Source organism: Fructilactobacillus florum 8D, from assembly GCF_000512295.1.
Taxonomy (GTDB): domain Bacteria; phylum Bacillota; class Bacilli; order Lactobacillales; family Lactobacillaceae; genus Fructilactobacillus; species Fructilactobacillus florum.
Map to the genome: position 1 here is coordinate 1 of NZ_ALXG01000015.1, position 24173 is coordinate 24173.

Annotated in this window: 26 protein-coding genes and 1 tRNA gene; 11 read left to right on the top strand and 16 right to left on the bottom strand. The window is 42.1% G+C overall.

Annotated elements, in window-relative coordinates:
• Positions 1-231 precede the first annotated feature (231 nt).
• From nhaC to B808_RS01745, 4 genes are read right to left on the bottom strand one after another with little or no spacing between them, the layout of a single operon-like run.
• On the bottom strand, positions 232-1620 hold the full coding sequence (nhaC, locus tag B808_RS01730) for a Na+/H+ antiporter NhaC (protein WP_009166310.1): 1389 nt from the start codon (positions 1618-1620) through the stop codon (positions 232-234).
• Between the two features lie 10 nt (positions 1621-1630).
• Positions 1631-1957: a thioredoxin gene (gene trxA, locus B808_RS01735; RefSeq protein WP_009166311.1), complete on the bottom strand. Its 327-nt coding sequence runs from the start codon at positions 1955-1957 to the stop codon at positions 1631-1633.
• Positions 1941-2699, bottom strand: coding sequence for a TerC family protein (locus B808_RS01740; RefSeq protein ID WP_035421579.1), 759 nt, complete (start codon positions 2697-2699; stop codon positions 1941-1943). Before B808_RS01740 ends, trxA begins: the two co-directional genes overlap by 17 nt.
• Before the next feature lie 30 nt (positions 2700-2729).
• Entirely contained in the window at positions 2730-3371 is a 642-nt protein-coding gene (locus B808_RS01745; protein WP_009166313.1) for a glycoside hydrolase family 73 protein, read from the bottom strand.
• A 161-nt stretch (positions 3372-3532) separates the two neighbouring features.
• On the opposite strand from B808_RS01745, the gene B808_RS01750 reads away from it, so the two are divergent.
• Positions 3533-4456: a magnesium transporter CorA family protein gene (locus tag B808_RS01750; protein WP_009166314.1), complete on the top strand. Its 924-nt coding sequence runs from the start codon at positions 3533-3535 to the stop codon at positions 4454-4456.
• Between the two features lie 90 nt (positions 4457-4546).
• Here B808_RS01750 and B808_RS01755 read toward each other — a convergent pair whose 3' ends face one another.
• Both B808_RS01755 and B808_RS01760 read right to left on the bottom strand, forming a co-directional pair.
• A complete protein-coding gene (locus B808_RS01755; protein WP_081716722.1) occupies positions 4547-4987 on the bottom strand; it encodes a MerR family transcriptional regulator in 441 nt (146 codons plus the stop codon).
• 20 nt (positions 4988-5007) lie between these two features.
• Positions 5008-5667: a histidine phosphatase family protein gene (locus B808_RS01760; RefSeq protein ID WP_009166316.1), complete on the bottom strand. Its 660-nt coding sequence runs from the start codon at positions 5665-5667 to the stop codon at positions 5008-5010.
• Positions 5668-5803: 136 nt separating this feature from the next.
• Here B808_RS01760 and B808_RS01765 point away from each other — a divergent pair, with 136 nt between their 5' ends.
• A complete protein-coding gene (locus B808_RS01765) occupies positions 5804-7945 on the top strand; it encodes an LTA synthase family protein (protein ID WP_035421549.1) in 2142 nt (713 codons plus the stop codon).
• Between the two features lie 67 nt (positions 7946-8012).
• On the opposite strand, the gene B808_RS01770 is transcribed toward B808_RS01765, so the two are convergent.
• On the bottom strand, positions 8013-9014 hold the full coding sequence (locus B808_RS01770; RefSeq protein ID WP_035421552.1) for an NAD(P)/FAD-dependent oxidoreductase: 1002 nt from the start codon (positions 9012-9014) through the stop codon (positions 8013-8015).
• A gap of 48 nt (positions 9015-9062) precedes the next feature.
• Here B808_RS01770 and B808_RS01775 point away from each other — a divergent pair, with 48 nt between their 5' ends.
• On the top strand, positions 9063-9827 hold the full coding sequence (locus tag B808_RS01775; RefSeq protein ID WP_035421554.1) for an alpha/beta hydrolase: 765 nt from the start codon (positions 9063-9065) through the stop codon (positions 9825-9827).
• A gap of 131 nt (positions 9828-9958) precedes the next feature.
• The gene (locus B808_RS01780) at positions 9959-10918 is read left to right on the top strand and encodes a nucleoside hydrolase (protein WP_035421556.1); all 960 of its coding nucleotides are present in this window, start codon (positions 9959-9961) and stop codon (positions 10916-10918) included.
• Positions 10919-11036: 118 nt separating this feature from the next.
• On the opposite strand, the gene B808_RS06525 is transcribed toward B808_RS01780, so the two are convergent.
• The 3 genes from B808_RS06525 to spx form a co-directional block, all read right to left on the bottom strand.
• Positions 11037-11109: transfer RNA gene (locus B808_RS06525), tRNA-Lys, on the bottom strand.
• 72 nt (positions 11110-11181) lie between these two features.
• Complete coding sequence (locus B808_RS01785) at positions 11182-11985, bottom strand: Cof-type HAD-IIB family hydrolase (protein WP_035421559.1); 804 nt, start codon at positions 11983-11985, stop codon at positions 11182-11184.
• 110 nt (positions 11986-12095) lie between these two features.
• Positions 12096-12494, bottom strand: a complete 399-nt coding sequence (gene spx / locus B808_RS01790; protein WP_009166322.1) for a transcriptional regulator Spx — start codon at positions 12492-12494, stop codon at positions 12096-12098.
• Positions 12495-12681: 187 nt separating this feature from the next.
• Here spx and B808_RS01795 point away from each other — a divergent pair, with 187 nt between their 5' ends.
• Positions 12682-14238: a bifunctional metallophosphatase/5'-nucleotidase gene (locus tag B808_RS01795; protein ID WP_009166323.1), complete on the top strand. Its 1557-nt coding sequence runs from the start codon at positions 12682-12684 to the stop codon at positions 14236-14238.
• A gap of 47 nt (positions 14239-14285) precedes the next feature.
• Here the strand turns inward: B808_RS01795 and rny are convergent, their stop codons facing one another.
• Complete coding sequence (gene rny, locus B808_RS01800; protein WP_035421561.1) at positions 14286-15875, bottom strand: ribonuclease Y; 1590 nt, start codon at positions 15873-15875, stop codon at positions 14286-14288.
• Positions 15876-16007: 132 nt separating this feature from the next.
• Here rny and B808_RS01805 point away from each other — a divergent pair, with 132 nt between their 5' ends.
• The 3 genes from B808_RS01805 to B808_RS01815 are packed head-to-tail and all read left to right on the top strand — an operon-like array spanning position 16008 to position 17778.
• On the top strand, positions 16008-16421 hold the full coding sequence (locus tag B808_RS01805; protein WP_009166325.1) for a helix-turn-helix domain-containing protein: 414 nt from the start codon (positions 16008-16010) through the stop codon (positions 16419-16421).
• Complete coding sequence (locus B808_RS01810) at positions 16418-17227, top strand: methyltransferase domain-containing protein (RefSeq protein WP_009166326.1); 810 nt, start codon at positions 16418-16420, stop codon at positions 17225-17227. The genes B808_RS01805 and B808_RS01810 overlap by 4 nt, the downstream gene beginning before the upstream one ends.
• Before the next feature lie 8 nt (positions 17228-17235).
• The gene (locus B808_RS01815; protein WP_009166327.1) at positions 17236-17778 is read left to right on the top strand and encodes a GNAT family N-acetyltransferase; all 543 of its coding nucleotides are present in this window, start codon (positions 17236-17238) and stop codon (positions 17776-17778) included.
• A 210-nt stretch (positions 17779-17988) separates the two neighbouring features.
• On the opposite strand, the gene B808_RS06330 is transcribed toward B808_RS01815, so the two are convergent.
• The 3 genes from B808_RS06330 to B808_RS01830 form a co-directional block, all read right to left on the bottom strand.
• Positions 17989-18441, bottom strand: a complete 453-nt coding sequence (locus B808_RS06330; protein WP_009166329.1) for a hypothetical protein — start codon at positions 18439-18441, stop codon at positions 17989-17991.
• 12 nt (positions 18442-18453) lie between these two features.
• Complete coding sequence (locus tag B808_RS01825) at positions 18454-18861, bottom strand: hypothetical protein (RefSeq protein WP_009166330.1); 408 nt, start codon at positions 18859-18861, stop codon at positions 18454-18456.
• Positions 18862-18923: 62 nt separating this feature from the next.
• Positions 18924-20105, bottom strand: coding sequence for an aminotransferase-like domain-containing protein (locus tag B808_RS01830; protein WP_009166331.1), 1182 nt, complete (start codon positions 20103-20105; stop codon positions 18924-18926).
• A 230-nt stretch (positions 20106-20335) separates the two neighbouring features.
• On the opposite strand from B808_RS01830, the gene B808_RS01835 reads away from it, so the two are divergent.
• Both B808_RS01835 and B808_RS01840 read left to right on the top strand, forming a co-directional pair.
• The gene (locus B808_RS01835) at positions 20336-20776 is read left to right on the top strand and encodes a universal stress protein (protein ID WP_009166333.1); all 441 of its coding nucleotides are present in this window, start codon (positions 20336-20338) and stop codon (positions 20774-20776) included.
• 74 nt (positions 20777-20850) lie between these two features.
• Positions 20851-21729 carry an RluA family pseudouridine synthase gene (locus B808_RS01840; protein WP_009166334.1) on the top strand — a complete coding sequence of 293 codons (879 nt, stop codon included), beginning with the start codon at positions 20851-20853 and terminating at the stop codon, positions 21727-21729.
• 26 nt (positions 21730-21755) lie between these two features.
• On the opposite strand, the gene B808_RS01845 is transcribed toward B808_RS01840, so the two are convergent.
• Together B808_RS01845 and B808_RS01850 are read right to left on the bottom strand one after the other, a co-directional pair.
• Entirely contained in the window at positions 21756-22535 is a 780-nt protein-coding gene (locus tag B808_RS01845; RefSeq protein WP_009166335.1) for an ABC transporter permease, read from the bottom strand.
• A 1-nt stretch (position 22536) separates the two neighbouring features.
• A complete protein-coding gene (locus tag B808_RS01850) occupies positions 22537-23487 on the bottom strand; it encodes an ATP-binding cassette domain-containing protein (RefSeq protein WP_009166336.1) in 951 nt (316 codons plus the stop codon).
• Between the two features lie 149 nt (positions 23488-23636).
• On the opposite strand from B808_RS01850, the gene B808_RS01855 reads away from it, so the two are divergent.
• Positions 23637-24155 carry a MarR family winged helix-turn-helix transcriptional regulator gene (locus B808_RS01855; protein ID WP_035421563.1) on the top strand — a complete coding sequence of 173 codons (519 nt, stop codon included), beginning with the start codon at positions 23637-23639 and terminating at the stop codon, positions 24153-24155.
• Positions 24156-24173: the final 18 nt, after the last annotated feature.

Consider the following 24173-nt stretch of genomic DNA (forward strand, 5'->3'; position numbering starts at 1 on the left):
TTGTAATTTTGCAATCGAACCGACATATTTCGAAATTTAACTTCAGACATGCTCTTCAAATCCTTTCATAGCAAGCTTGTAATGAAAAAAATTGTAATAAAACTCTGATAAATTAGTCTGCAAATAGCTTAATTATCTGAGGTTGCACCTTTTTTTGCTACTTTCCCCCATAAAAATCAAAAATCCGAGTGGCAAAAATGCCGCTCGGATTTTTATTGAGTAACTCCAAATTTATTTAATAGCTCGTTTTAATCCAACTCCAGTAAAGCCACTTAGAATTGAAAAGAACGGACAAAGCAAACTAAAGAACACAAATGGCAGATAATGTAAGGTGGGAACATTGAGCGTGTTAGCTACAAACACTCCCGCCACTCCCCAAGGAACTAAATAGTTAATAACCGCGCCCCCGTCTTCAAGGGCTCGTCCTAACGCTTCTGGGGCTAAGTCTGCCTTGCTATAAGATTGCTTAAACGCCGTCCCTGGTAAAATAATTGAAAGGTATTGTTCACCGATAAAGATATTCACGCCAATCGCTGACAAAACCGTACTTAAAACCAACATTCCGGTTGAGTTAACCTTTTTAGAAAAGCGATCCATCACCGTACTAATAATCCCAAGATTGATTAAGAGCCCGCCCAATGCTAGGGCAATAATAATCAAGGTCATCGTACTAGTCATCGAGATAATCCCACCCCGATTTAAAATCTGATCGACTTCCGAACTCCCTGTTTTAATTTTGAATCCATTTTGAATAACATCTGCAATTTGCGCTAGTGAGTAATGATTTCGTGGTGTAATTAATGTTAAGCCAATCGTCAACACAATGTTCAAAAAAAGCGTTGGGATCGTTGGGATCTTAGCCCATGCGCACACTAACAATAATAACACGGGTAAGAGTAGCCAGCCTGAAATTGTAAAATGCTTCATTAAAATATCAGCCGTTTGCGTAATTTTACTGAGACTAGCTCCCGCATGTCCAAAACTAAGCCCAGCAAATAATACCAATGAGATTAAAAAGGCCGGTACTGTTGACCACAACATATTTTTAATGTGGGCATAAAGATCGTCCCCTGCAATGGCCGAGGCTAGGTTGGTCGTCGCAGATAAAGGCGACATCTTATCGCTAAAAACTGCTCCAGAAACAACTGCCCCCGCAATTAGCGCCGGATCAATTCCCATCGTAACTCCAATCCCCATGGAAGCCAGCCCTACTGTTGAAATGATCGTAAACGCACTACCAATAAAACAACCCACGAATGCGCACATCAAAAAAACAGACGGTAAAAACCAGCGGACACTAATAATTTTAAAGCCCAGGACCATTAAAGTCGGGATCACCCCTGCCATAATCCAAACCCCAATCAGGCTTCCAATTAATAAGAAGATAAAAAGCGGGATAATCCCATTTTTAATACCAACAACAAAACTTTGGTTGATGGTTTCCCAGCTAAATCCTCGGATTTTAGCCCAGCAAATTAATAAAAAAACTACCGTTAAGATTGGAACAACTGGGCTTAGCTGCAACCCAATAATTCCAAGACCCATGATGATTAACATGCCAAACAAAATTAGCCCCGCTTCTAGCAGGGTCGGTTGGAGTTTTGTTCCTTCTTTCGACATCAAATTTCTCCTAGCAGCTGAATTCAGCCAATTTTCGATTCAAGTAATGTGCTAATTGTTCAACTGAGTATACCCCAGTCACTTTTTCCGTCCCTTTGCCCTCCCGAAAGAGGACATAACTTGGTAGCCCCATTACCTGATAACGACGGGCTAATTCTTGCTGCTGATCAACATTTACCTTTGCAAACTTCACGCGTCCCTTAAACTGTAGTTCTAATTCATGCAAAACGGGTTCCATCCTGCGACATGGTCCACACCACGGCGCCCAAAAATCAACCAGCGTCAGCGCCCCTTGGACATTTGTTTTAAAATTATCTTGATTAAGTTCGACGGCCACGTCGTTCGCCTCGTTTTCTTAAAAAATGAATTACAATGGTAACAATAATTGCTAAAATCACAAAAATTCCGAACCAAGTAGCGGGAATCTCAATCGCAATAACGGGAATTGAAAGGAACAATTTAATTCCGATTACCAGCACTAGCACATAAGCCATGGTTTTTAACTCAGGAATCCGCTTCATTAGTTTCATCACAAATTCAGCAATTCCACGCATTGCAATAATTCCAATCATCCCACCAATTAGAACGACAACTGGATTAGAGGAAACTGCTAACGAAGCTAACACGGAGTCAATCGAAAATAGAATATCCATAAATTCAATCTGTGCGACCACCCACCAAAAATATTTTCGGCTGTGGGGATTAAAAGCCGGCTTAATTTGATGCCGTTGCTGACTGCTATTATTTTTCGGGATAAAATAGCGTAGCGCTAGATAAATCAAATACATTGAACCAACTACTTTAATTTCCCAAAAATTGATCAGATAGACGCCGGCTCCAATTACTAGAAACCGAAAAAGATACGCCCCCCAAAGCCCGTAAAACAAGGATTCTTCTTGAAGTTTTTTGGTTGGTAACACTTGCGTTTGGGTGGCCAAAACAATGGCATTATCAACTGACATCACGCACTCTAAGACGACCAGAGAAAAAATAATCAACCAGTCATTCCCAGAAGTGATCACAGTACTCCAATTATGAAGATCAAAAAAAGGACCGTAAAGTTTTTCAATTATTGCAATCAATCAGATGTTTTCCTCCGTTAGAAAAGCTTACTTTTGCATCGCTTCTTTATCATACTTATCCAAACCATGAGTTTTAATCACGTTAATTAGTTTTTTAGCATACTTTGGATCAGTTGCGTAGGTGTTTTTTTGTAATAGTTCTGCCTCTTCTTTATAATCAGTAATCCCGCCCTTCTTTAGGAACTTATCATACAGCGCCTGATTGTGATCCTCAATTGCGGATTGCAAATCAGGGTATTTACGAAACTGTCCTACTTGGGTAACCCGTTTATTATCGATATATTCGTCGGTGTTGTAAGAAATGGACTGCCCGTTATAGGTTCCCTTAATCCCAAACGGATTATAAGCATTTTGGTATAACTTTGACTTACCCCAATCTGATTCCAAAATTGCCTGCGCAATGACAACGCTAGGAAGAACCTGTTGATTCTGCTTGTACTGGGCTACCGCTGGGTCAGCCACCTGTTTAATGAATTTTTGGTGTTGCTGGTAAACCGGATCATTTTCCCGATTAAACTTGCGTTCGTTTTCAAGCAAGCGCTGCTGGTTGATGTGCTGACGAACCTTATAGACACCAAATAACAATAAAACTGTTCCAAACACAATCAAAAAAGCGATGATCGGATACCAGATACTGCTATTGGAGTGTCGTGTTTTTGTTGATTTCATTTAATTGTCGTCTCCTTTATTAGCACAATTATAACCTATTCCCGGATTTTTTCGCACTCGTAAAATATTAATTCCTGATTAAATTAATAAACTAGCAAAACTGCTAAACTTTTCTAAGCAATTATAATATACTATTAACATTGCACATTGGGGGTGTTTTCATGATTAAGACCGAGAAAATTAATCAAAATATCGATTGGGTCCAAGTAACAGATTGCTTACCCGTGGAAAAAAAGACCTTAAAAAAAGACTATCAGCTAACCAATGAGATGCTGTACTATGCCCTTGATCGCCACGAACGTCCCCGCCTTGAGTACTATGAAGAAGAACAACTGTTGTTGATCATTTTTGATGTTGCCGAACCCACTAGGTTTAGCGGTGACATTTCATCTGAACCAATTGGGATTATCTTAAGAGATACCACTCTCTTTACTTTTACTGCTGACAAAACCAACTTCGTTAATCCATTAATTCGCTCGCTAATCGATAAACTACCAGATGTCCAGCGGGATAATCTCAAACCACTTGATGTGGTCTTAAAAACGCTCTATCAATTAGCCATTCAGTTTTTTGATTATATCAATCACATCAACAGTATCCGGACAAGTATTCAACGGGGCTTACACGGCCGCACTAACAAAAAAGCAATTAATCAGCTCTTAAATCTCCAAACTGATCTGGTTTATTTTCTAACCTCACTATCAGCAAATAACGACATGTTAATGATGTTTAAGCGCAAACTGGGGAAAACATTATCTGATGATGATAATGCTGCCCTCGACGATGTAATTGTTGAAATCCAGCAAGGACTTTCAATGGCGCAAATGGCCAATCAAGCAGCCCAACAAGTGGCTAACGCTTACTCTAACCTACTGGACAGTAACATTAATAACACCATGAAATTTTTAACAGTCTTTTCAATTGCCCTAACCGTCCCTAACATCGTGTTTGGATTCTACGGTGAAAACGTCGAGCTTCCCTTCATGCACAATCAAATTGCTTGGCAAATCACTCTATTGATTAGCTTGATTCTCGTAATCATTGTTCTACTAATCATGCACTTTAGTGATTTTTTCAATAAATAACGTCATTGCTATCTAAACTCAAAAAAGCAACTCCAGCTGCAGCACGCTGGTAGTTGCTTTTTTACTTAGATCCCAAAGAATCGACGTTAGCTACTCCGTTACTTGCTTAATCTCATACTGGGGATTACCATCCGAATCCAATCTTCCGTATAATTTTTTAGTATGTTCCGCATTAAAGTAACCTAAATCGATCAAGGTTTCTCCATCCGCTTTTACTAGGCTAGGCGAAATTTTAATTAAAAATTGATGCACCGTTTTAACCGTTTGCAGATGTTCTCGGGCTTTTTGCACAGCATTGCCCAACGTGTTATCGGAATCTAAATAATATTTAATCAGTTTAACCGTCATAAAATTATCATGGTCAAATACCCGCGAGGCCATTTTTTCGCTGCGTTCGCTATGAATATAGCCTTTTTGCTCCCAATAACGGAGCTGTCTTGGGGAAACACCGGTCATTTTACTGACCTCCCCGATTCTAAAAATATAATTTCTTGCATTAAAAGACCGTAAAAATGCCTGATGATCAACCATGTGGATACTGCCTTTCTAATCTATTGGTTATAACTAATCACATGCAGTTGCGTTCCATCGACAGCTATTTTAGTAATGCTCCCATTGGCTGGACGTTGGCTTACATCAAATTGACCTGGTTCTGAAAACCGGTCAACCAAGCTCAAAAGAGTATTACCGTGACTTACTAACAAAACATTATCGCCGTCCACGAGCTGATTATTGGCTGTAATCAACTGTAGACCTTGGTTTAACCGCTTCCAGTATTCAGTTGCATTTTCTGCAAGATGAAAAGGATCGGCCGCTTTCAAAAAGTCTTTAGCGTGATTCATATCATATTTATTCAAGATATCCTTGAAAGTTGGAGTACCGTGAGGTGCTCCACTCAGGTACCAGGTTTTATCAACATCAGCGCCTTCATAATAACCATAGAACTCCTCACGAAAGAACGCGGAGACTACCGGCGGATGGGTACTAAACGAATGACTTTGATCATAGATTAATGACATCGTTTTTTCAGCCCGCCCAGTATCACTACAATAGGCAGCTTTAAAGTCCACATCTGCTAAGCGTTTCCCCGTCGCAATCGCATTTTCAATTCCAGTTTGGGTCAGCGGTGAATTACTCCATCCCTGTAGCTTATTAAAAACATTAAAGTAAGTTTGTCCATGTCGGACAACGTACAAAGTAAATTTTGCCATCAAAATAACCTCTCTTATATAGCTCAAGTATATCACGCTGATTGCTCCGGGCTAATTTTAGTTTTACTTAGTTTTTTTAACATCGATTGTCTGCTATAGTATCATTATATGTGCGAAAGAATGGAAGGAATAACCTTTGAAAACATTTAAAAAAATATTTGGGTTTGCCAGTACCAGAGTCGGTTTTTTTTGCCTGCTCATCTGCTTGTTCTGGGCCAAAACAATTTATGCCTATTTTATTGACTTTTCCCTAGGATCTGAGGGACTGCTACAATTTATTCTCTTGTTTTTAAATCCCATTGCCACCACTGTGATTTTATTTGGGTTGGCATTTTTCCTCAAACCAGCCAAACTTTTTTACCCTGCTATCATCTTTTTAGACTTCTTAAATACCGTACTGCTTTATCTCAATGTGATTTTCTTTCGAGAATTTTCAGACTTTATGACCGTCTCAACCATGACCGGTTATTCCAAAGTCGATCAGGGCCTGAGCGGTAGCTCGTTAGCGCTTACCATGCCGCATGATGTTTTTTATTGGCTAGATATAATTATAATAATTTTGCTTCTCATTTTCCGAATTATTAAAATCGATCACCGTCAATTTGAAAGTCGAATGGGGCTCGCCGTAGTTTCCGTGGGTGCCTTACTCCTCTCCGCTAACATTACAATTGCCGATATGGATCGACCGCAACTATTGACCAGAACCTTTGATCGGAGTTACATCGTTAAATATCTCGGGCTAGATGCATTTACCGTCTACGATGGTATTCAGACCCATAATTCCAATGCCATGCGCTCGAATGCCAACAAATCCGAAATTTATCAAATAAAGAACTTTACTGATCAGCACTATGCCGCCCCTGATCAAGCTAAATTTGGTAAATTCAAGGGGAAAAACGTTGTCATTCTCCATCTAGAAAGTTTCCAACAATTTCTCATCAACAAAAAAATCAACGGTAAAGAAGTCACTCCATTCATCAACAAAATTTACAACAGTAACCATACTTACGCATTCGATAACTTTTTCCATCAAGTTGGCCAGGGAAAAACATCTGATGCGGAAAACATGCTAGAAACTAGTACGTACGGTTTGCCACAAGGCTCTCTGTTTGCACAAGTCGGCAGTGATAATACTTTCCAAGGAGCCCCCGCTATCTTAGATCAACAAGGATACAGCACCGCTGTTTTCCACGGAAATGTGGCTAGCTTTTGGAATCGTAACAATACCTACAAAAACCTCGGTTATCAATACTTTTTTGATGCTAGTTACTATGATACCTCCGGTGACAAAGCAACTGGATATGGTCTCAAAGACAAACTCCTATTCAAAGATTCGACTAAATATTTACAACGACTTCAACAACCATTTTATGCTAAGTACATCACGGTTACTAACCACTTTCCCTATCAACTAGACGATAAGGATATGAAAAATAACCGTCTAAAAGCTCCTGACACTGACGACACAGCCGTTAATAATTACTTCTTAACGGCGCACTATCTCGATCAATCGGTCAAAGAATTTTATGACTATCTTCAAAAAACTGGGTTAGATAAAAACACCGTGGTCGTTTTATATGGTGATCATTATGGGATCTCCAATGCTGAAAATCCTAGTCTCGCTCCTCTACTAGACAAGGATGGTAATAACTGGAACGATTATGATAACGCCATGTTACAACGAGTTCCTTTCATGATTAATTCACCGGCCATCGAAGACGGACACGTCAGCAGCGTATACGGTGGTGAAATTGACGTCCTCCCCACTCTAATGCATTTGTTAGGGATTAATTCCCAAAAATACATCCAGTTTGGAACCGATTTATTCTCGCCCCAACATGATCAAGTGGTTGCCTTTCGTAATCGTGATTGGGTTTCCCCCAAATATACGTCCATTAACGGGACTATCTATGATACTAAGACTGGTAAGGAAATCCACCCAACGGCCAAACAACGCAGACAAATTAAGGCTAATCAAGACAAGGTTAATATGGAGCTTAGTTTTTCAGACACGCTTAACCAACAAAATTTGTTACGCTTTTATCAACCGGAGGGCTTTAATAAAGTAGATCCTTCTGCCTATAACTATTCTAGTGGGCTTTACCGCGAAAAGAAAATTGAGCGCGAACGGGGCGCTAATTCAACTAGCCTTTACGACACTAATGGACGCCAAAATACAGAAAAGGACTATAAAACAGATGCTCCTGAGGCCAACGAACCTCGCAGCAACTCGAATCGAATTCAGATAACCAATCCGGATGCTAATCGAGAAAAATAAATAGGTCAGAAGGCTGAAGAACTCGCTCAAGCTCTTCCCTTCGTGACCTATTTTTTATTGCTAATCATTAGTTTCCCTTTTTTGGTAAAGCTGTACTATGAATTGGTAAGCGGCGGTCTGGGTACAGACGGTTCATAATCGCATTAACTGCCAAAGGTACCTCGCCAAAACCAGTCGCAATCAAGGTATCCTTGCCGGGATACAGCGCTTGATCCCCAACCGCATAAATCCCCTTTTCAGAGGTCTCCAGCTCCTGTGTGACCTTGACCTTGCCATGTTCGGTTTCGGGCTGGACATCCCACTGAGCCAACTCTCGATTATTAGTAATAAACCCATAGTTTACTACTAACCGATCTACGGTTGCCTGCTGCTGCTCACTACCACCAACCTGCTTCATCTGAACTAACAACTGGTGCGCATCGGTTTCCATCAGCTCCTGAATCAAATATGGCGTTAACAGCTTGATTGACGACTGCTGTAACTGTTCGACCTGGTGTTCTAATCCTCGAAATTCTGTTCGGCGATGGACTAAAATCACTTCACGTGCTGTTTGTTGCAAAGTTAGCGCCATATCAACTGCTGAATCACCACCACCGGCAACCATTACGGTCTGACCAGCCACCTGCTGTAAATCAGGCAAGCTATAAAATAAGTACTGGTTCGTATACTTTTCGGCATTCGTCGCTCGCAGTTCACGTGGCTTAAATGACCCATTCCCTGCTGCTAGCAAAATTGCTTTGCTCCGACTAGTTCCTTGGTTCGTGGTGATCACAAAGCTGTCATCTGCACGCGTGATGTTAATTACCTTGGTATTTGCTTGAAACTCAACCGCTGGCACCGTTGCCAACTGGGCTTTCAGATTATTGATTAATTGAGCTCCAGCCACCCCAGCAAAACCAGCTACATCTAAGATCTTTTTTTCTGGATACAGGGCTTGGACCTGACCTCCGGGCTCTGGTAAACTTTCCAGAATTTGGACCTTAGCATTCCGCAAGCCGGCATAAAAACCCGCAAACATTCCAACCGGTCCCCCACCAACAATTGTGATATCATATATTCTGTTAATCATTTTATCAACCCACATTTCAATTTAATTTACAAAGGAAAGTTTAACATTATGAAGTACAAGAAGACATTTATTTTAACTATTTTCTTAGCCATTATCGCGCTTGGTTTCGGTGGTTGGTGGTATAACAATAACAAAATCGGCCACTACCAAGTCAAACAAACTCGGACAGCCACTGTTTTTATCCCTGGTCTCGGTGGAAACACGATCACCTCCGACTTTATGGCTTCTGACTGGGACAAACGAGGAGTTGCAACTCGAGCACTCCAAGTATATGTCAAAAACAACGGCGAAGTTTCCACCAAAAAACAATTCAATCGGGTAGGCAAAAATAATCCGGTCGTTCAAGTTGAATTTCAAACCAACAACAAACCTGGCTTCGAGGGCTCATTAATGCCTAACCTAATGAAGTACCTACACAAGGAATACAATATTAATAGTGTTAATCTGATTGGACACTCCTCTGGAGGCACGATTATCTATGACTACCTGACCCGCCATGATCATACCACGGACGTTCCGAAGACTAAACACTTCGTCTCAATGGCTAATACTTACCCATTGAGTGATCCAAAATACATTAACAATCTTCCTAAAGATCTCTCGATTCTAAATTTCTGCGGTAACATTAATCGTAGTGGTTCTGATGGTCTGATTCCCGTTAAAGACGTCAAGCCAATGCGCCAATTAGTAGAAGGTAAAGTTAAGAGCTACCAGTTCTATGTTTACCACGGCGATCCACAGCAGGCTCAACATTCCATGCTCCACGAAAATCCTGCCGTCAATAAAATCATTGCTGAATATATGTACGGATAAAACAACGAACGAAAATTAGATAATATCTAATTTTCGTTCGTTTTTATCTAAAAAAGAATTGTATTTAGCCCTACTTTCCAGTAAGCTATTAATAAACCACTACTATTTGACCGCTTACTGGAGGATTTTTTATGACCACACGTAAAATGATTTTAGATGTTGATACCGGCGTCGATGATGCCATGGCGATTACCTATGCACTGGCAGACCCCAACGTTGAACTCATTGGAATTTTATCTTCTTTTGGTAATATTGAAGCCGACCGCGCCGCTGCTAATGCGCTCAAACTCCTCCAACTGTACCAGTGTCCCCAAGTTCCAGTTTTTATTGGTCGAGCAAATCCCCTCGATCATCAATACCAACGAATCGCAGTTAATGCACAAATTCATGGTGAAAATGGAATTGGCGATGTCAATTTACCTGCAGCAACTGCTCAGATAGCTAAACAAAACGGCGTTGATTTTTTGATTGACACTGCTCAAAAATATGGAGAACAACTGTGCGTCGTCACTACCGGACCAATGACTAACTTAGCAGCAGCCTTTGCAAAGGATCCCGTTGCCATTCGAAAAATCGGTAACATCACCGTCATGGGTGGGGCCTTAACCGTTCCTGGCAACGTTACTCCAGTGGCTGAAGCAAATGTCGAACAAGATCCCGTAGCTGCCAATCAACTTTTTACGAGTGATCTCAAGATTACAATGGTTGGGTTAGATGTTACGTTGCGAACTCTCCTAACTAAACAAGAGACTAGCCAATGGCGGACATGTAATCCAACAGCCGGGGCTAAGTTGGCCGATATCGTTGATTTTTATATCGATGTATATGACGAAATTTATCCAGAATTAGGCGGTTGTTCACTACACGATCCCTTAGCAGTTGGGGTCGCCATTGACCCCAGTTTTGTTACCACTATTCCGCTGAATCTCTTGGTAACTACTGAACACGACGCTTACTATGCCCGGACTATCGGTGATAAGGCTCGTCTGAATGAACCAACCAATCTAAACGTAGCTGTTGGAGTTGATCGGGAACGTTATTTGAATGTTTTCATGAAATTATTTCTCGATTTTTTGGAAAAGTTAAATTAAATTAAAAAAGTCCATTCAAAATGAATGGACTTTTTTAAGCTTTCCGGTTCATAACCAAACTACAATAAAAAGCCGGATGGGAAAATTATTTTCCATCCGGCTTTTTATTGTCATACTATGAGCAGTCAAGGAATTGAACCTCAATCTTACGGACAAAGGATCCGTTGCTTTAACATTTAAGCTAACTGCTCAACACTGGTTGATCACAACCATGATATACTATAACAAAATTTCTTTGCTAATGCACGCTTTTTATCTAAAGTTTACCTTTTCATAAACTTTTCCAAGAAAAGTGCTACCCCATCTTGATCATTCGTGGCGGTCTCTTCATCAGCTAGCTGTTTAATTTCTGGAGTCGCATTGCCCATCGCCACCCCGATCTTAGCCTGGCGTAACATCCCCGCATCATTTTCTGCATCACCAAACGCTAATAGGTTCGAAAAATCCCAACCAAAATAACTCAACAACGCTCCCAAGCCATAGACCTTATCAACTTTAGGGGGCAGAAACTCAAGAATTTTGGGCTGTGAACGCATGATATGGTAATCATGACGAAGTTCATTTGAAAGTCTGGCTACCACCGCATCTAACTGTTGGGGCTGCGTAGCTATGATGGCCTTGGCATAAGTTTGTTGTGATAGCTGACCCCAAGCAGTTGGAACGAATTTAATCGTCGCACGAAGGGTCTGTTGGTAAATTGATTTAACTAGATCAGTAACGGGATAGACCTGTGAAAAATTCAAAACATCTAACGGGAGTTGTTGCTGTTTTGCAAACTGATACAGGGCACTTAATTGTGGTTTGCTCATCCCATGCTGAAATAGCACCTGTTGATCTCGATTTCGCAAAACCAGTCCGCCATTAAAAGTAATCGTATAATCAGCCGCTTCATGTAAATCTAGCTGATCAACATAGTCTAAAACTGCATTCAACGGGCGTCCGGTGCATAAGACCACTTTGAGCCCCTGACGATGTAACTTTTTTAATACCTTTGTATTGAGGGAACTGATTTTTTTGTCCGAATTTAATAATGTATTATCTAAATCTAATGCAATCATCTTAATCATGGGTTAGTTTCTCCGTCCGGCAGCCTTCACAAAATTGTTTTTAACAATTATACCAAGTAATTTCACTAAAAAACAAAAAAATCCTAACAAAAGTTAGGACTTGACGGAAATTAGGCACGAAGCTTTGATTCCATCTTTTTTAATTCTGCTTGTCGAATACTACGTGGTAAGAAGCGACGAATCTCTTCTTCGTTATATCCAACTTCCAGCCGTTTATCATCAAAAATAATTGGACGCTTGATTAAATCAGGATATTTAACTAGCAAATCAACCAGCTGGCTGAGAGAAAGCTCATCTAAATCCAAATGAAGTTTCTTGAAAATGTTTGATCGGGTTGAAATAATATCTTCACTCCCATTTTCAGTTAAACGTAAAATTTGTTTAACTTCTTCGGCATTTAAGGGCTTTGAATTAATGTTGCGTTCCTTGAACGGAATGTCATGGTCTTTCAGCCAGGTACGAGCTTTTCGACTTGATGCACTACTTGGAGCAACGTACAAGTTTAACATATTAAAACAACCTCCTTTATATGCAATGTATCCGGTGTATCTGACAAATTTTGATTAATTGTCAGCTAATTACAGCTTACCATATTCTTACTTTTCGTCAACGAACTTTACAAAAGCTTAACAATAATTTACACAATCTAAGATTAAGCTTATAATTTACCTATTCTACATTAAAGGAGGGCTTCACTTGAAACTGACCATCTTAACCACTAGCGATATCCACGGATATCTTGCCGCTACCAATTATGTGAAGCCCCATGCCAACCTCCCATTTGGTCTTGAGAAAGTCGCTGCGGTCATTAACAAACAACAAGCTCAAGCCGAACACACTCTCATTCTTGATGATGGCGATTTTTTAGAGGGATCACCATTAGCCTACTATCAGGCCGAGGTTGAGCGCGCAGGAGCTCCGACGGCGATCAATGCTGCTTTCAACACCATTGATTATGATTTTGGCACCATTGGTAATCATGAATTCAATTACGGTCAAGCTTACTTGAAGGCGGCCATTGCCGGATGTGATCGGCAATTTGTCTCGGCCAATATCCTTGATCAAAATAATCAGCCGGCCTTTGGAGCTCCCTATGCCATCAAACAAATTGGTCCAATCAAAGTTGGCGTTTTAGGACTAACTACTCAATCGGTCGATGCTTGGGAAAACCAGGCCTGTATTGCCGGATTGCACTTTATTTCCGCCCAAGCAGCCGCCCAAAAATACGTCCCCCTAATGAAAAAAGCAGCTGATGTCGTCGTCGTTTTATATCATGGTGGTTTTGAACGAGACCTCAGTGATGGCAAACCAAATGATGTCATTGATGGCGAAAATGAAAGTTATCAACTACTTGCTGACGTTCCCGGGATCGATGTGCTTGTTACAGGACACCAGCACCGAGCCTTAGCCGGAAAATTATTTGGGGTGCCCTACGTCCAGCCGGGTCATCGTGGTAATTACGTTGGTCGAATTCAATTGACTCTCGAAGCAGATGCCCAAAACCATTATCAAATTACTGCTAGCAATCAAAAATTATTAAAAACTGGTGAACAAAAACCGGCTATAAAAACTAGCACAGCTTTTCGACAAACTGAAAAAGCAATGGAAGCTTGGTTAGCTCGTCCTTTAGCGCACATCGAAGGGTCCTTAACCTATGATGATCCCTTTCAAGTGCGCTTAAGAGGTGGTGCTTTCATTAATTTTATCCAAAAAATCCAGATGGAAACTATGGGGTGTGATTTATCCGCTACAGCACTCTTTTCTAATGAGGCACGTGGCTTTGAAAATCCAATTACGATGCGCAACATCATCACAAACTATGTCTATCCCAATACCCTCGCCCTCCTCGAGATTACCGGCGCTGATTTAAAAGCCGCTCTCGAAAAAACCGCGGAGTATTTTACCATCAAAAATGATCAGATTATCGTTGATCCTAGGTACCATCATCCTAAAATTCGCGACTACAACTATGATATGTATGCCGGCGTGGATTACCAGCTCAAAATTTCCAATCCGATTGGGAGCCGGGTTCTAAACCCCACCTACCATGGAAAACCAGTTACCAATAAAATGAAATTAAAAATTGCTTTAAATGCTTACCGAGCTGTGGGAGGCGGCCATTACCCGATGTATGACGAATCTAAAATCATCCGCTATAACACCGTTACCATGAGCAATCTGATTGCTAGTTATCTTCAAGAACATCCAAACATTGTCGCCAATCACCACCGTAACTTTAAAGTCATTATCTAAAAAATAAGCTCCGACACATAATTTGCGTCGGAGCTTATTTTCATGTCTCAACTAGCATGCTTTTTCTTGGTCGTAGGTTTCCCTCCCACGTACTGTACCGCACTTAGTTGTCGAATTGTCGTAATCTTAATCTTACCAGGATAGGTTAGTTCGGCTTCAATCTGAGCGGCAACTTCATCCGTAATGGATTGACTTTGGTGGTCATCAACCTCATTGGGATTCACGATAATTCTAATTTCGCGACCAGCCTGAATAGCATAGCTATCCTTGACGCCTTGATGCTGGCGTGCAATTCTTTCTAGCCCCTTGAGGCGGTTGATGTACTCTTCCACCGATTCACTGCGGGCCCCTGGCCGTGATCCAGACAACGAATCAGCCACCCGCACTAAGATGGAAATCGAGTCATCACCATCCACGTCTCCATGCGAAGCGGCAATCGCCTGAACCACTTCGGTCGGTTCTCGATAAGCTTCAGCAATCTTAACTCCTAATTCTACGTGTGTTCCGTTCACTTCTCGATCGACGGCTTTCCCGATATCATGCAGCAAGCCGGCACGCTTTGCTAGCTGTGGCTGTATCCCAAGTTCAGCAGCTATCAGGCCACAAAGTTCGGCAACTTCGACGGAATGTTGAAGGACATTTTGACCATAGCTGGTTCGATACTGCATTCTACCCAGCAATTTCAAAAGGTCCGGATGAACCCAGCCCAGCTGTAATTTTTTCCAAGTGGTTTCCCCAGTTTGTCGGAGTTGCTCGATCAATCGGCGTTGTGCCAACTTAACTGTATTCTCGATCATCCCCTGGTTCAGCTGCCGTGCCGTCATCAGTTCATTAATAACTGTCCGTGCCACCTCCCGACGAAGTGGGTCATTAGTACTAATAATCAATGACTCCGGGAGCTCAGGGTTAAAAATCAAATCAACTCCGATCAGGGTTTCTAATAATCGTAAGCGTTGTTCATTTTTACCCGTAATTTTAGCGCGCATTTTAGGATCAGAAATCAAGATATTTCGTTCGATATGCGTTTTGGGAGCATCGCTGGGAGCACTTTGAATCGCTGAAGTCATCAAATTACGTGCATCGCGAGGTGCATTTAAAACCATAAAATCATGGTTTTCCCGAACCGTCGTCTCAAAATCCTGAGCCAGCTTTGTCTCAGTCTCCTGTAAGACGACCTGTTTAGCTTGATTAGCCGTCAGCGCACTCTTTTGACCCAAGATCTCGCCTCGGCGACGTTGTAAATCTTGTTCTGTTTGTTTCGCCATCGTCAAGCGAGCACGCTGCTGCTCTAAAGCTTCCCGATGCTCATCTAAAACCTGCTGCTGCTTATCTAACCGTTGTGAAAAACTCAGCAAACTCTTTTCCAGTAACGAAACCCGTTCCAGTCGGGCTTGATTTTCCGCGGCCTGTTCAGCAATTTCTTGTTCTTCATCAGCTTGATATTCTAAGACGTCCGCTTGGTTTTCTGCCAGCAAGTGTTGGGTTTTCTGGGTCAATTCCACACGCTTTTTTTCGCTAAACTTTTTGGCCTGACTGGCAGCCTGTGACAAGCGCCGATTTAATTGTTGATTAGCCTGTCCGTACCCCACTAGAAAGCCAAACAGCAGGGTAACAACCACTATAACCAAAAGTGACATGGTTATTCCTCCCTTCGGCTTAAGTTGGTTTTAATTACTTAATTTTACCACGAAACCCGTTCTTTTAAAATGCACCGCCCCCCTGTCTTTTATCTTGCCATGACGTATAATAATAGTAAGGAGGATTTTGGTATGTTTCCAGAAAGATTAAAAGCCTTGCGAACTGGTCGTCACATTACCTTGGCTGATCTAGCGCAAGAACTAAACAAGATGTTTCCTAGCGATCAACATCATGAAAATACTGCTTCTCAAATTGGAAATTGGGAACGTGGGATTCGAAATCCATCCTACCTAGAAGTTCGGAAATTAGCGACTTACTTCGGCGTTTCAATGGATTATCTCAGTGGTCGGGTTGACAATCAAACGACCGATCTTTCCAAACTTTTCATTTCCGGTGTAGCACTGTCTTTCAATGAACAGCCGCTGGCTGCAAATGATCGCTATGAAATCTACCAGTTAATCGATGGTTATCTTCATGGAAAACAAAATCGAAAGAAGACCGAGTTTGAGCACCAAGAAGAACTTGATTTGGGCTATGAATCATGAAAAAGCTAGCTGGACCAAAGCATCCCTACATTCAACAACTACAGTCCTTTCAAACTGAATTTAGTGGGATTCCCATCATTCAAGATCTTATCAAGCAAATCTTACAAGCCGATCATGCCATTACCAACAATCAACTGCCCCAGCCACTCCCGCAACTATTGCTGCCAACTGACATTCAAGATCAACTCTATCACTTTGTAAATCAACGTTACCCCCTAGGTGACCGCCGTGGCGACCAGCTTTGGGATCACTTGATCAATGACCTACCACGACTAGATCAACAAATTCGCTCATTTCGGGACTATTTAGAAGAACACTACGGGATGTGGGCCTATTTGACCGCCCCGTTCATCAGTCGTCTAGCTGACTTTCTCGCTCCACATCCTGTCCTAGAAATCATGGCTGGAAATGGGTATTTAAGTCGGGGGTTACGAAAAGCTGGGGCACAAGTCATTGCCACTGATAGTCTTGCCTGGAAAACAGAAAACCAAACTGGTCGAAACTTGGTCACTGAGGTGCTCAAAAAAGATGCCTTACAAGCCTATGCTTGTTACCACCACCAGGTGGATTATGTCTTAATGTGCTGGTCACCGGATAATGATCCCGTTGATTGGGAACTACTACAGGCTATGCGGGCTGATCAGCACGCCCCTCAACTGTTAGTGATTGGCGAACGTGATGGTGCCACTAATTCCCACGTTTTTTGGGAACAAGCGCACTTTCATAACTCTCCAGAACTAGCTACTTTAAATCAGAGTTTCAACCACTTTGACTTACTCAATGATCAAATTTATCTCATTAGTTAGGAGCTTTCATGAATAAAACAACCCCACATTTGCGACCATTAACGACTACTGATATCGACCGTGACCTTGTACAACAACTATTTACCCAACCGTCAACGGCTCGTTTCTGGTTTCACCCACCGTTTCAAAATCCCAAGGCTGCAGCTAAGTTTGTTAAGAAACATAGTCAGAGTAACCGAATTATCAGCATGGTTATCCAAGCCCCCGTTGCCGACGATCTGACGGAAGTCGGCCTCATCGAACTGGTTGAGCTAGATTCGATTGCCCGCACCGGTGAATTAGAGATCACCCTATTGGATCAATTCCAGGGTAAAGGCTATGCGCAAATCGCTTTTGCTCAAATGATCGATTTTCTCTTCACTTACCATAACCTGCATAAGATTTTTTTGCTGGTGGACGTCGATAATGCCCCTGCCATCCACATCTATCAAAAGCAGGGCTTTACGATCGAGGGAACCATCAAAGACCAATTTTTCGCAAGCGGTGCTTATCACAATGTCTATTATATGGGATTAACCCAGAAGCAATATCACAAAATAACAGCTGATTAACTATTAACTCGGCATAAAAAAAGACCGCCTCTGAACTAAATCAGAGACGGTCTTTTTTGGGCACTAGCAAACCTGCTAATGAACGAGCGGTGTTCACATCACCTCTCATCAAACCATCTGTAATACGACAGAAAAACTGGTTCCCAAATAAAAATGTTACTGCGGCTCGTCGCACATCTGCATTGTAGCACACATAGAACTCCAACCCAACTACTCTGCCGCCAAGTTTTGTTGGAGTTGATCGAGCTGACCACTAGCCCACTGCACTAGTTCAGGTAATTTATTAGCAGCTTGAAACCCCTGCGTGGAAGCTAATTCATCAATTCGTAACTGCGATTTGTTAAGCTTAGGTGCCGTAATTATCATATAGACATTCACTGGCACCGTACCTGCGTCAATCATAATTTTATTGATATTATTGATATACTCCAATGGTAAATTAATAATCGACGTCTGCAGTTTGACTTGGACGTCTGCATCTGTAACTTGCAGTTCGGCACTCGCAATTTGATCGGAATTAATGGCGGTTTCTATGAATTCAGCTAGTGGTCGTAGCGTTGCCTCTAAATCATTCGTTAACTGCTCCATCGTCGCTTCAAACTGACGAACAGCATATCGTTGATCAATGACTTCACTAACAAATTCTGGTTCTTCGATTTTCATAGCTATCCTTTTCTATTTACGGTATTTCAAATAACGGGTAACTCGTTCATTGGTCAAAGCGCGCCGAATCTGCCAGGCTAGGCGAAACCAGTAAAAATTGACCAACAGAGCCCCCAGCAACAAGCCACTAACTAGCAGTTTAACGCTGGTAGTTACGTGAGAAGACGCTATGATCCGGTACAATCCGTTCAGATAACCCATGGTATACAAACTTTGTACAAGCGCCAACACGGCCAAGCCGACCCGCAAATGAAACCAGATCAACAATAACGGAATGATAAATAACATCCCTGCGATTAAATCCGTTCGGACGAGCTGTTGCTGACCGAGTCCCAACACTGGCAACTGCATCACGTAATTCAGGCCGATAAAAATCCCTAGTGCGATTAACGACCAAACTGTAATCTTAGCGGTCTTCATGACAAGCCCCCTCTTCTGCTACCAATATAGCAAAATTACGACCCGCTTGCCAAGCAACAAAACTATGCTAAAACGGTCTGAATTGCCTTGGCCATGCGCTGAATCCCCGTTCGAATCTGCTCGTCGTCCATGTTCGAAAAGTTGAGTCGAAAAGTTCCTGGTTGAACTTTTCCAGCAAAAAATGCCGATCCAGGGACAAAAGCAACGTTGTTTTTTAGACAAACCTTCAACAATTCGTCCGCATCAGTCCCCGGAACCTCAACCCAGATAAACATTCCACCCTCCGGTTGACTATGGCGAACACTTGCTGGAAAATACTGGTCAATTTGACTTAGCATCAGTTCCGCACGGTGCCGATAAACATCCGTAATCTTTTTAATATGCTGATCCAAATCAACGTTATCAAGAAAATCCGCCACGATATATTGCGTTAAATTATCAGTGTGCAGATCGGCATTTTGTTTCAATTGTACAAATTTTTCCATGAAAGACTGCTCAGCCACTAGCCACCCCATTCGGAGGCCTGGTGCCAAAATTTTTGAAAATGAACTAATAGAAATTACCGTCCCATCTTGGTCATAATGCTTAAGCGGTGGGAGATTCGTCCCAGCATAGCGAATCGCTCCGTAGGGGTCATCTTCCACTAGTGGAACTTGCGCCTGGGCGGCCAATTTCACAATTTGCGCCCGCCGATCAGCCGTCATCGTCCGTCCGGTTGGATTTTGAAAGTTGGGAATCGTATAAATAAATTTGGTTTCTGGATACCTTTCCAGAGCCTGTGCTAGTGCTTCCGGTCGCATCCCAGCTTCATCCATCTCCACCCCCACTAAATGGGCTCCGTAGGTCTTAAAAACGTCGATTGCCGCCAAGTAGGTTGGATCCTCTGTCAAAACAATGTCCCCAGGATTAATCAACATGCGCCCAACTAAATCAATCGCTTGTTGTGAACCTGTGACTACCGCAACATTAGGAACATCTGTCTGAACTCCCCGTTTCTGCATCATATCCACAATTTGCCGACGTAGTTTTGGATATCCCAAGGTTTCCGCATACTGTAAGACCTGCTGCCCATTGTGATCAAAAACACGATCGCAAGCTGCTTTCATCTCAGCAACCGGGAAAAGTTCTGGAGCCGGTAAGCCCCCACCAAAAGAAATGACCTGAGGATCAGCGGCTGCTTTTAAAATGGCCGCCGTAGGATTATCAGTTCGTTTTGGGACACTTTCAGAATAGCGAAATTTCATTTTTATTCCTCACTCTCAGCTTAGCTATTAACTAGCAAACTTCACAATCATGGCATGAAAACAGCCATTACTCCATTTAAATTGCACCAATTTAACCATGCAAATGAATCGTTGTCAATATTTTTTGGTAAAATTTATAATCAATCCGCTGCTTTCTAACTACAATCATCGTGTCAATTCGGTCAAAAAATGATATAGTTAAGAAAACAAAGATTGATGGGGTGAGCAAAATGACAGAGAACTACAAGCGGATTCTGGCACCCGTCGATGGCGGCGAAGATACGATGCCGGTCTTAAAACGCGCCGTGGCCATTGCCAAACAAAATAATAGTCATTTAGATATTTTAAATGTGATTCAGGTAACCCAGTTTAACCGCAATTATGGTAACGCAGTTTCAGCTGATACCGTTTACCAACTAACTGACCAGACTAAGGAAATGCTGGAAACCCTCAAACAAAATGCCATCAAGGATGGGTTAACCGATGTCTCAATTCACATTCGCTTTGGCAATCCAAAAAAAATTATTGCGCAAGAATTTCCTGACGATCATCAAGACGATTTGACCGTGATGGGTGCAACCGGTTTGACGGCCGTCGAACGACTGGTGGTTGGATCTGTTACCAACTACGTAACTAGAACGACCAAGACCGATGTCATGATTATTAAATAATTGAGGTTAAAAAAGCAGCCGACGCATGTGGTCGACTGTTTTTTTGTTCAAATTTATACTAAGGAGATGTGCTAATGGCTTGGGACTACCAGCTCGATATCGACCGTTACTATCCTAGTGTTCGTACGTATTTAACCGAGCAGCTCAACCTCCCGAAACACTTGGTTTACCTCCTGCGCAGCAACCAGCGTGTGCTCGTAAACCATCAGTATCGTCCAATGAATTTTCCAATAAAGCCCGGAGAAACCGTCAACATTAGCTTTAACCAGACGGACTTCTCCACCTCAGCTTTTCCCATGTTGCCGGATTGGACACGATCCCTTGAAGTTCTCTGGGAATCAGATGATCTGATGGTGGTTAACAAACCACGTGGATTGAAAACCCATCCTAATCAGCCTGGTGAACTGGGCACCGTTTTCAATTTAGCGGCAGCCTATCTAGCTCCCAAACGTCCACTGATGGTCCACCGCCTTGATCAGCAGACTAGTGGCGCTCTAATTATTGCGAAGGTTCCACCTGTCGTTGCCATTTTAACTAAGCTGTTAAAAACCAAGACCTTGCAACGCACGTACTTGGCTTGGGTTCGCGGGATGCTTACCAACCCACAGGGAACTATCAATCAACCGATTGGAAAAGATCCGTTTGACCAACGAAAACGTCAAGTCAATGGTCAAAACTCTCAACCAGCAATCACCCACTATCAGCTTCTTAAAACTAACGAAAACGCTAGTTTGTTAAAGATTACCTTAGAAACCGGGCGGACGCATCAGATTAGAGTCCATTTTGCCAGTTTAGGGCATCCCATCGTTAACGATCCCCTGTATGATTCCTTGGCTACCAGTAGTCAGCCGATGCTCCTCCATTCTTGGCGCATCGCCTTCAAAACTCCTTATTATAACCAAGCTGTTGTTGTCATCAGTCCCCTTCCACCTGAATTTAAACGTTTCTCTTAGTGAACTTTCAAAGGAGCGCGTGCTGCTTAATCTTTTCGGTTATAGACAAACACTGTTAACGGAATAAATAGTAACAAAACAACTATTCCTGCTAGAAGCACAATCCATGCCGAAGTGGACCAGTATCCATGATTCAGCATGGTTCGCGAAGCCGTAATCACATAAGAAACTGGGTTGATTTTTACCAAAAAGCGAACCAGTGGTGGCAGCGTATGAACTGGAACAAAGGCATTTGACAAAAAAATTAAAATTAACATCGTCATTAATGACATGCTTTCAACCATCGTCGCCCTTTTTGCTAGCAAGCCATATAGTACGAAAATCCAACTTAGTGTCCATCCTAAAAAGATATCCAACCCTACCACGATAATAACCCACTGAAAACCGGCTGCTGGGCGCCAACCAATCAAATATCCAGTTACAATTGCTGCCGTAGCGGCCAGCAACAACCGTAGACTATCAGCTACTAACTGACCCAAGAGGGGCGCTAACCGTGAAATTGGGAGTGCCTTTATTCGCTGGAAAACGCCTTGCTGAAGATCTTCATTGATTAATGATCCCGAACCGGTGGCTGCCGCCAGTAACGCTTGCATTAAAATTCCTGGGACTAACGTTGGTAAATAATTGTGGACACTCCCAGCAATTGCTCCGCCAAACAAATAACTGAACATCAACATAAACAGCACCGGCTGTACCACAACATCTAATAGTTGATCGGGGTTGTGCCACGTCTTTAAAAGATTCCGATAAGCTAGTGTCCGTGTATTGGCTAATAAACGCCAGAGATGCTTTCGTAAGTTCTGCACTTTACTTCCCCTCCTTACTAGTTTTACCGGCCGTCATCGCAAAAAACACATCATCGAGTGAAGCTTGCTTTATTTCCAAATTGGCAATAATAATGCCTTCATTTTTCAACTGATTTAACACGGTAGCAACGTCGTTTACATCGCTTAACGAAGCCATTATCTGCTTACCAGTGCGCTGAACCGGTTCCTTTAAAACTGCTTTAACCAGCCTCCTTGCTGCATTAGCTTGCGTTGGATTAGCAACCGTTAGTAGTAATTTACGTTTGTTAACCTTTCGTTTCAAGGCTGCTGGTGTTCCTAAACTAACTAACTTCCCATGATCAATAATGGCAACCTGTTGTGCCAGTGCATCGGCTTCTTCTAAATACTGGGTTGTTAAGATAATCGTTGCCCCTGCTGCCACAAGCTTTCTAATAGTTTCCCACATTTGTTGGCGGGTTCGTGGGTCAAGCCCGGTCGTAGGCTCGTCTAAGAAAATAATGGCGGGTCGAGTTATTAAGCTAATTGCCAAATCTAAACGACGGCGCATACCTCCCGAATAAGTTTCGAGCGGTTGATCAGCCACCGCTTCCAATGAAAATTCCTGTAGCAGTTCGACTGTTCGCGTTCGAGCTGCTTGTGTTGATAATCCTAGTAACCGCGCAAAAAACAGCAAATTTTCCCGCGCTGATAAAGCTTCATCGACAGCGGCAGTTTGCCCTGTCAAACCAAATAAGGCACGCACCCGATCTGGTTCCTTTTGGACATCGTATCCACACAATCGAACCGTTCCACTGGTGGGTTTTAATAGGGTCGTCAACATCTTAATGATAGTCGTTTTACCCGCCCCATTTGGTCCTAATAAGGCAAAAATTTCACCACGTTTAATTGTAAACGAGACCTCATTAACAGCAGCATGTTCTCCAAATTTTTTAGTTAAATTAACTACTTGCACGGCAGTTTCTGAATTCATTACAACTTCTCCTCTATACAAAATAATCAAGTACCTTGATGATATCATAAGGTACCCTGATTAAATAGTCAAGGCACTTGATTAATTTTCCATCAGTAATTATTTGTTATACTGAAAACATCGTTACCAAATTGGAAGGGGACGTTGCAATGGATAACCTAATTAAAAAACAACAATTAGCAGCTAAACTGTTTGAATTCACTACGTTACAAAACTTGGCCGATGAACAAGCGGAACGCCATTCCCCGGTTTTTAAGGGACAAAATAAAATTTTGGTCGCGCTAAGCGCTGCCGATCACATTTCTCAACGAGAATTAGCGGAACGCCTTGGCATTAGTGGCCAAGCAACCGCAGAATTCGTTGGAAAACTGGTTCGCAAAGGAGCAATTACCAAAAGTAAATCACCCACTGATGGTCGAATTCAGTTGATTAGTCTAACTCCAAAGGGACGCAAAGAAGCTGAAAAAAGTTTATTTTATATTCCCGAATATCTAGATTACCTATATCCACACCAACAAGCGCAGTTAGAAATAATTCTCGATCAACTCAATCATGGTATTCGTGATCATTTGGAACTAAATGGAATTAAACACCTTGGAACCAAATTGTTGTTTAATCAATTAAATCGCAAGACCGATGGATCAAATAGCCACTCTTCCAGACCATAAAAAAAAGAGCCCATTAAT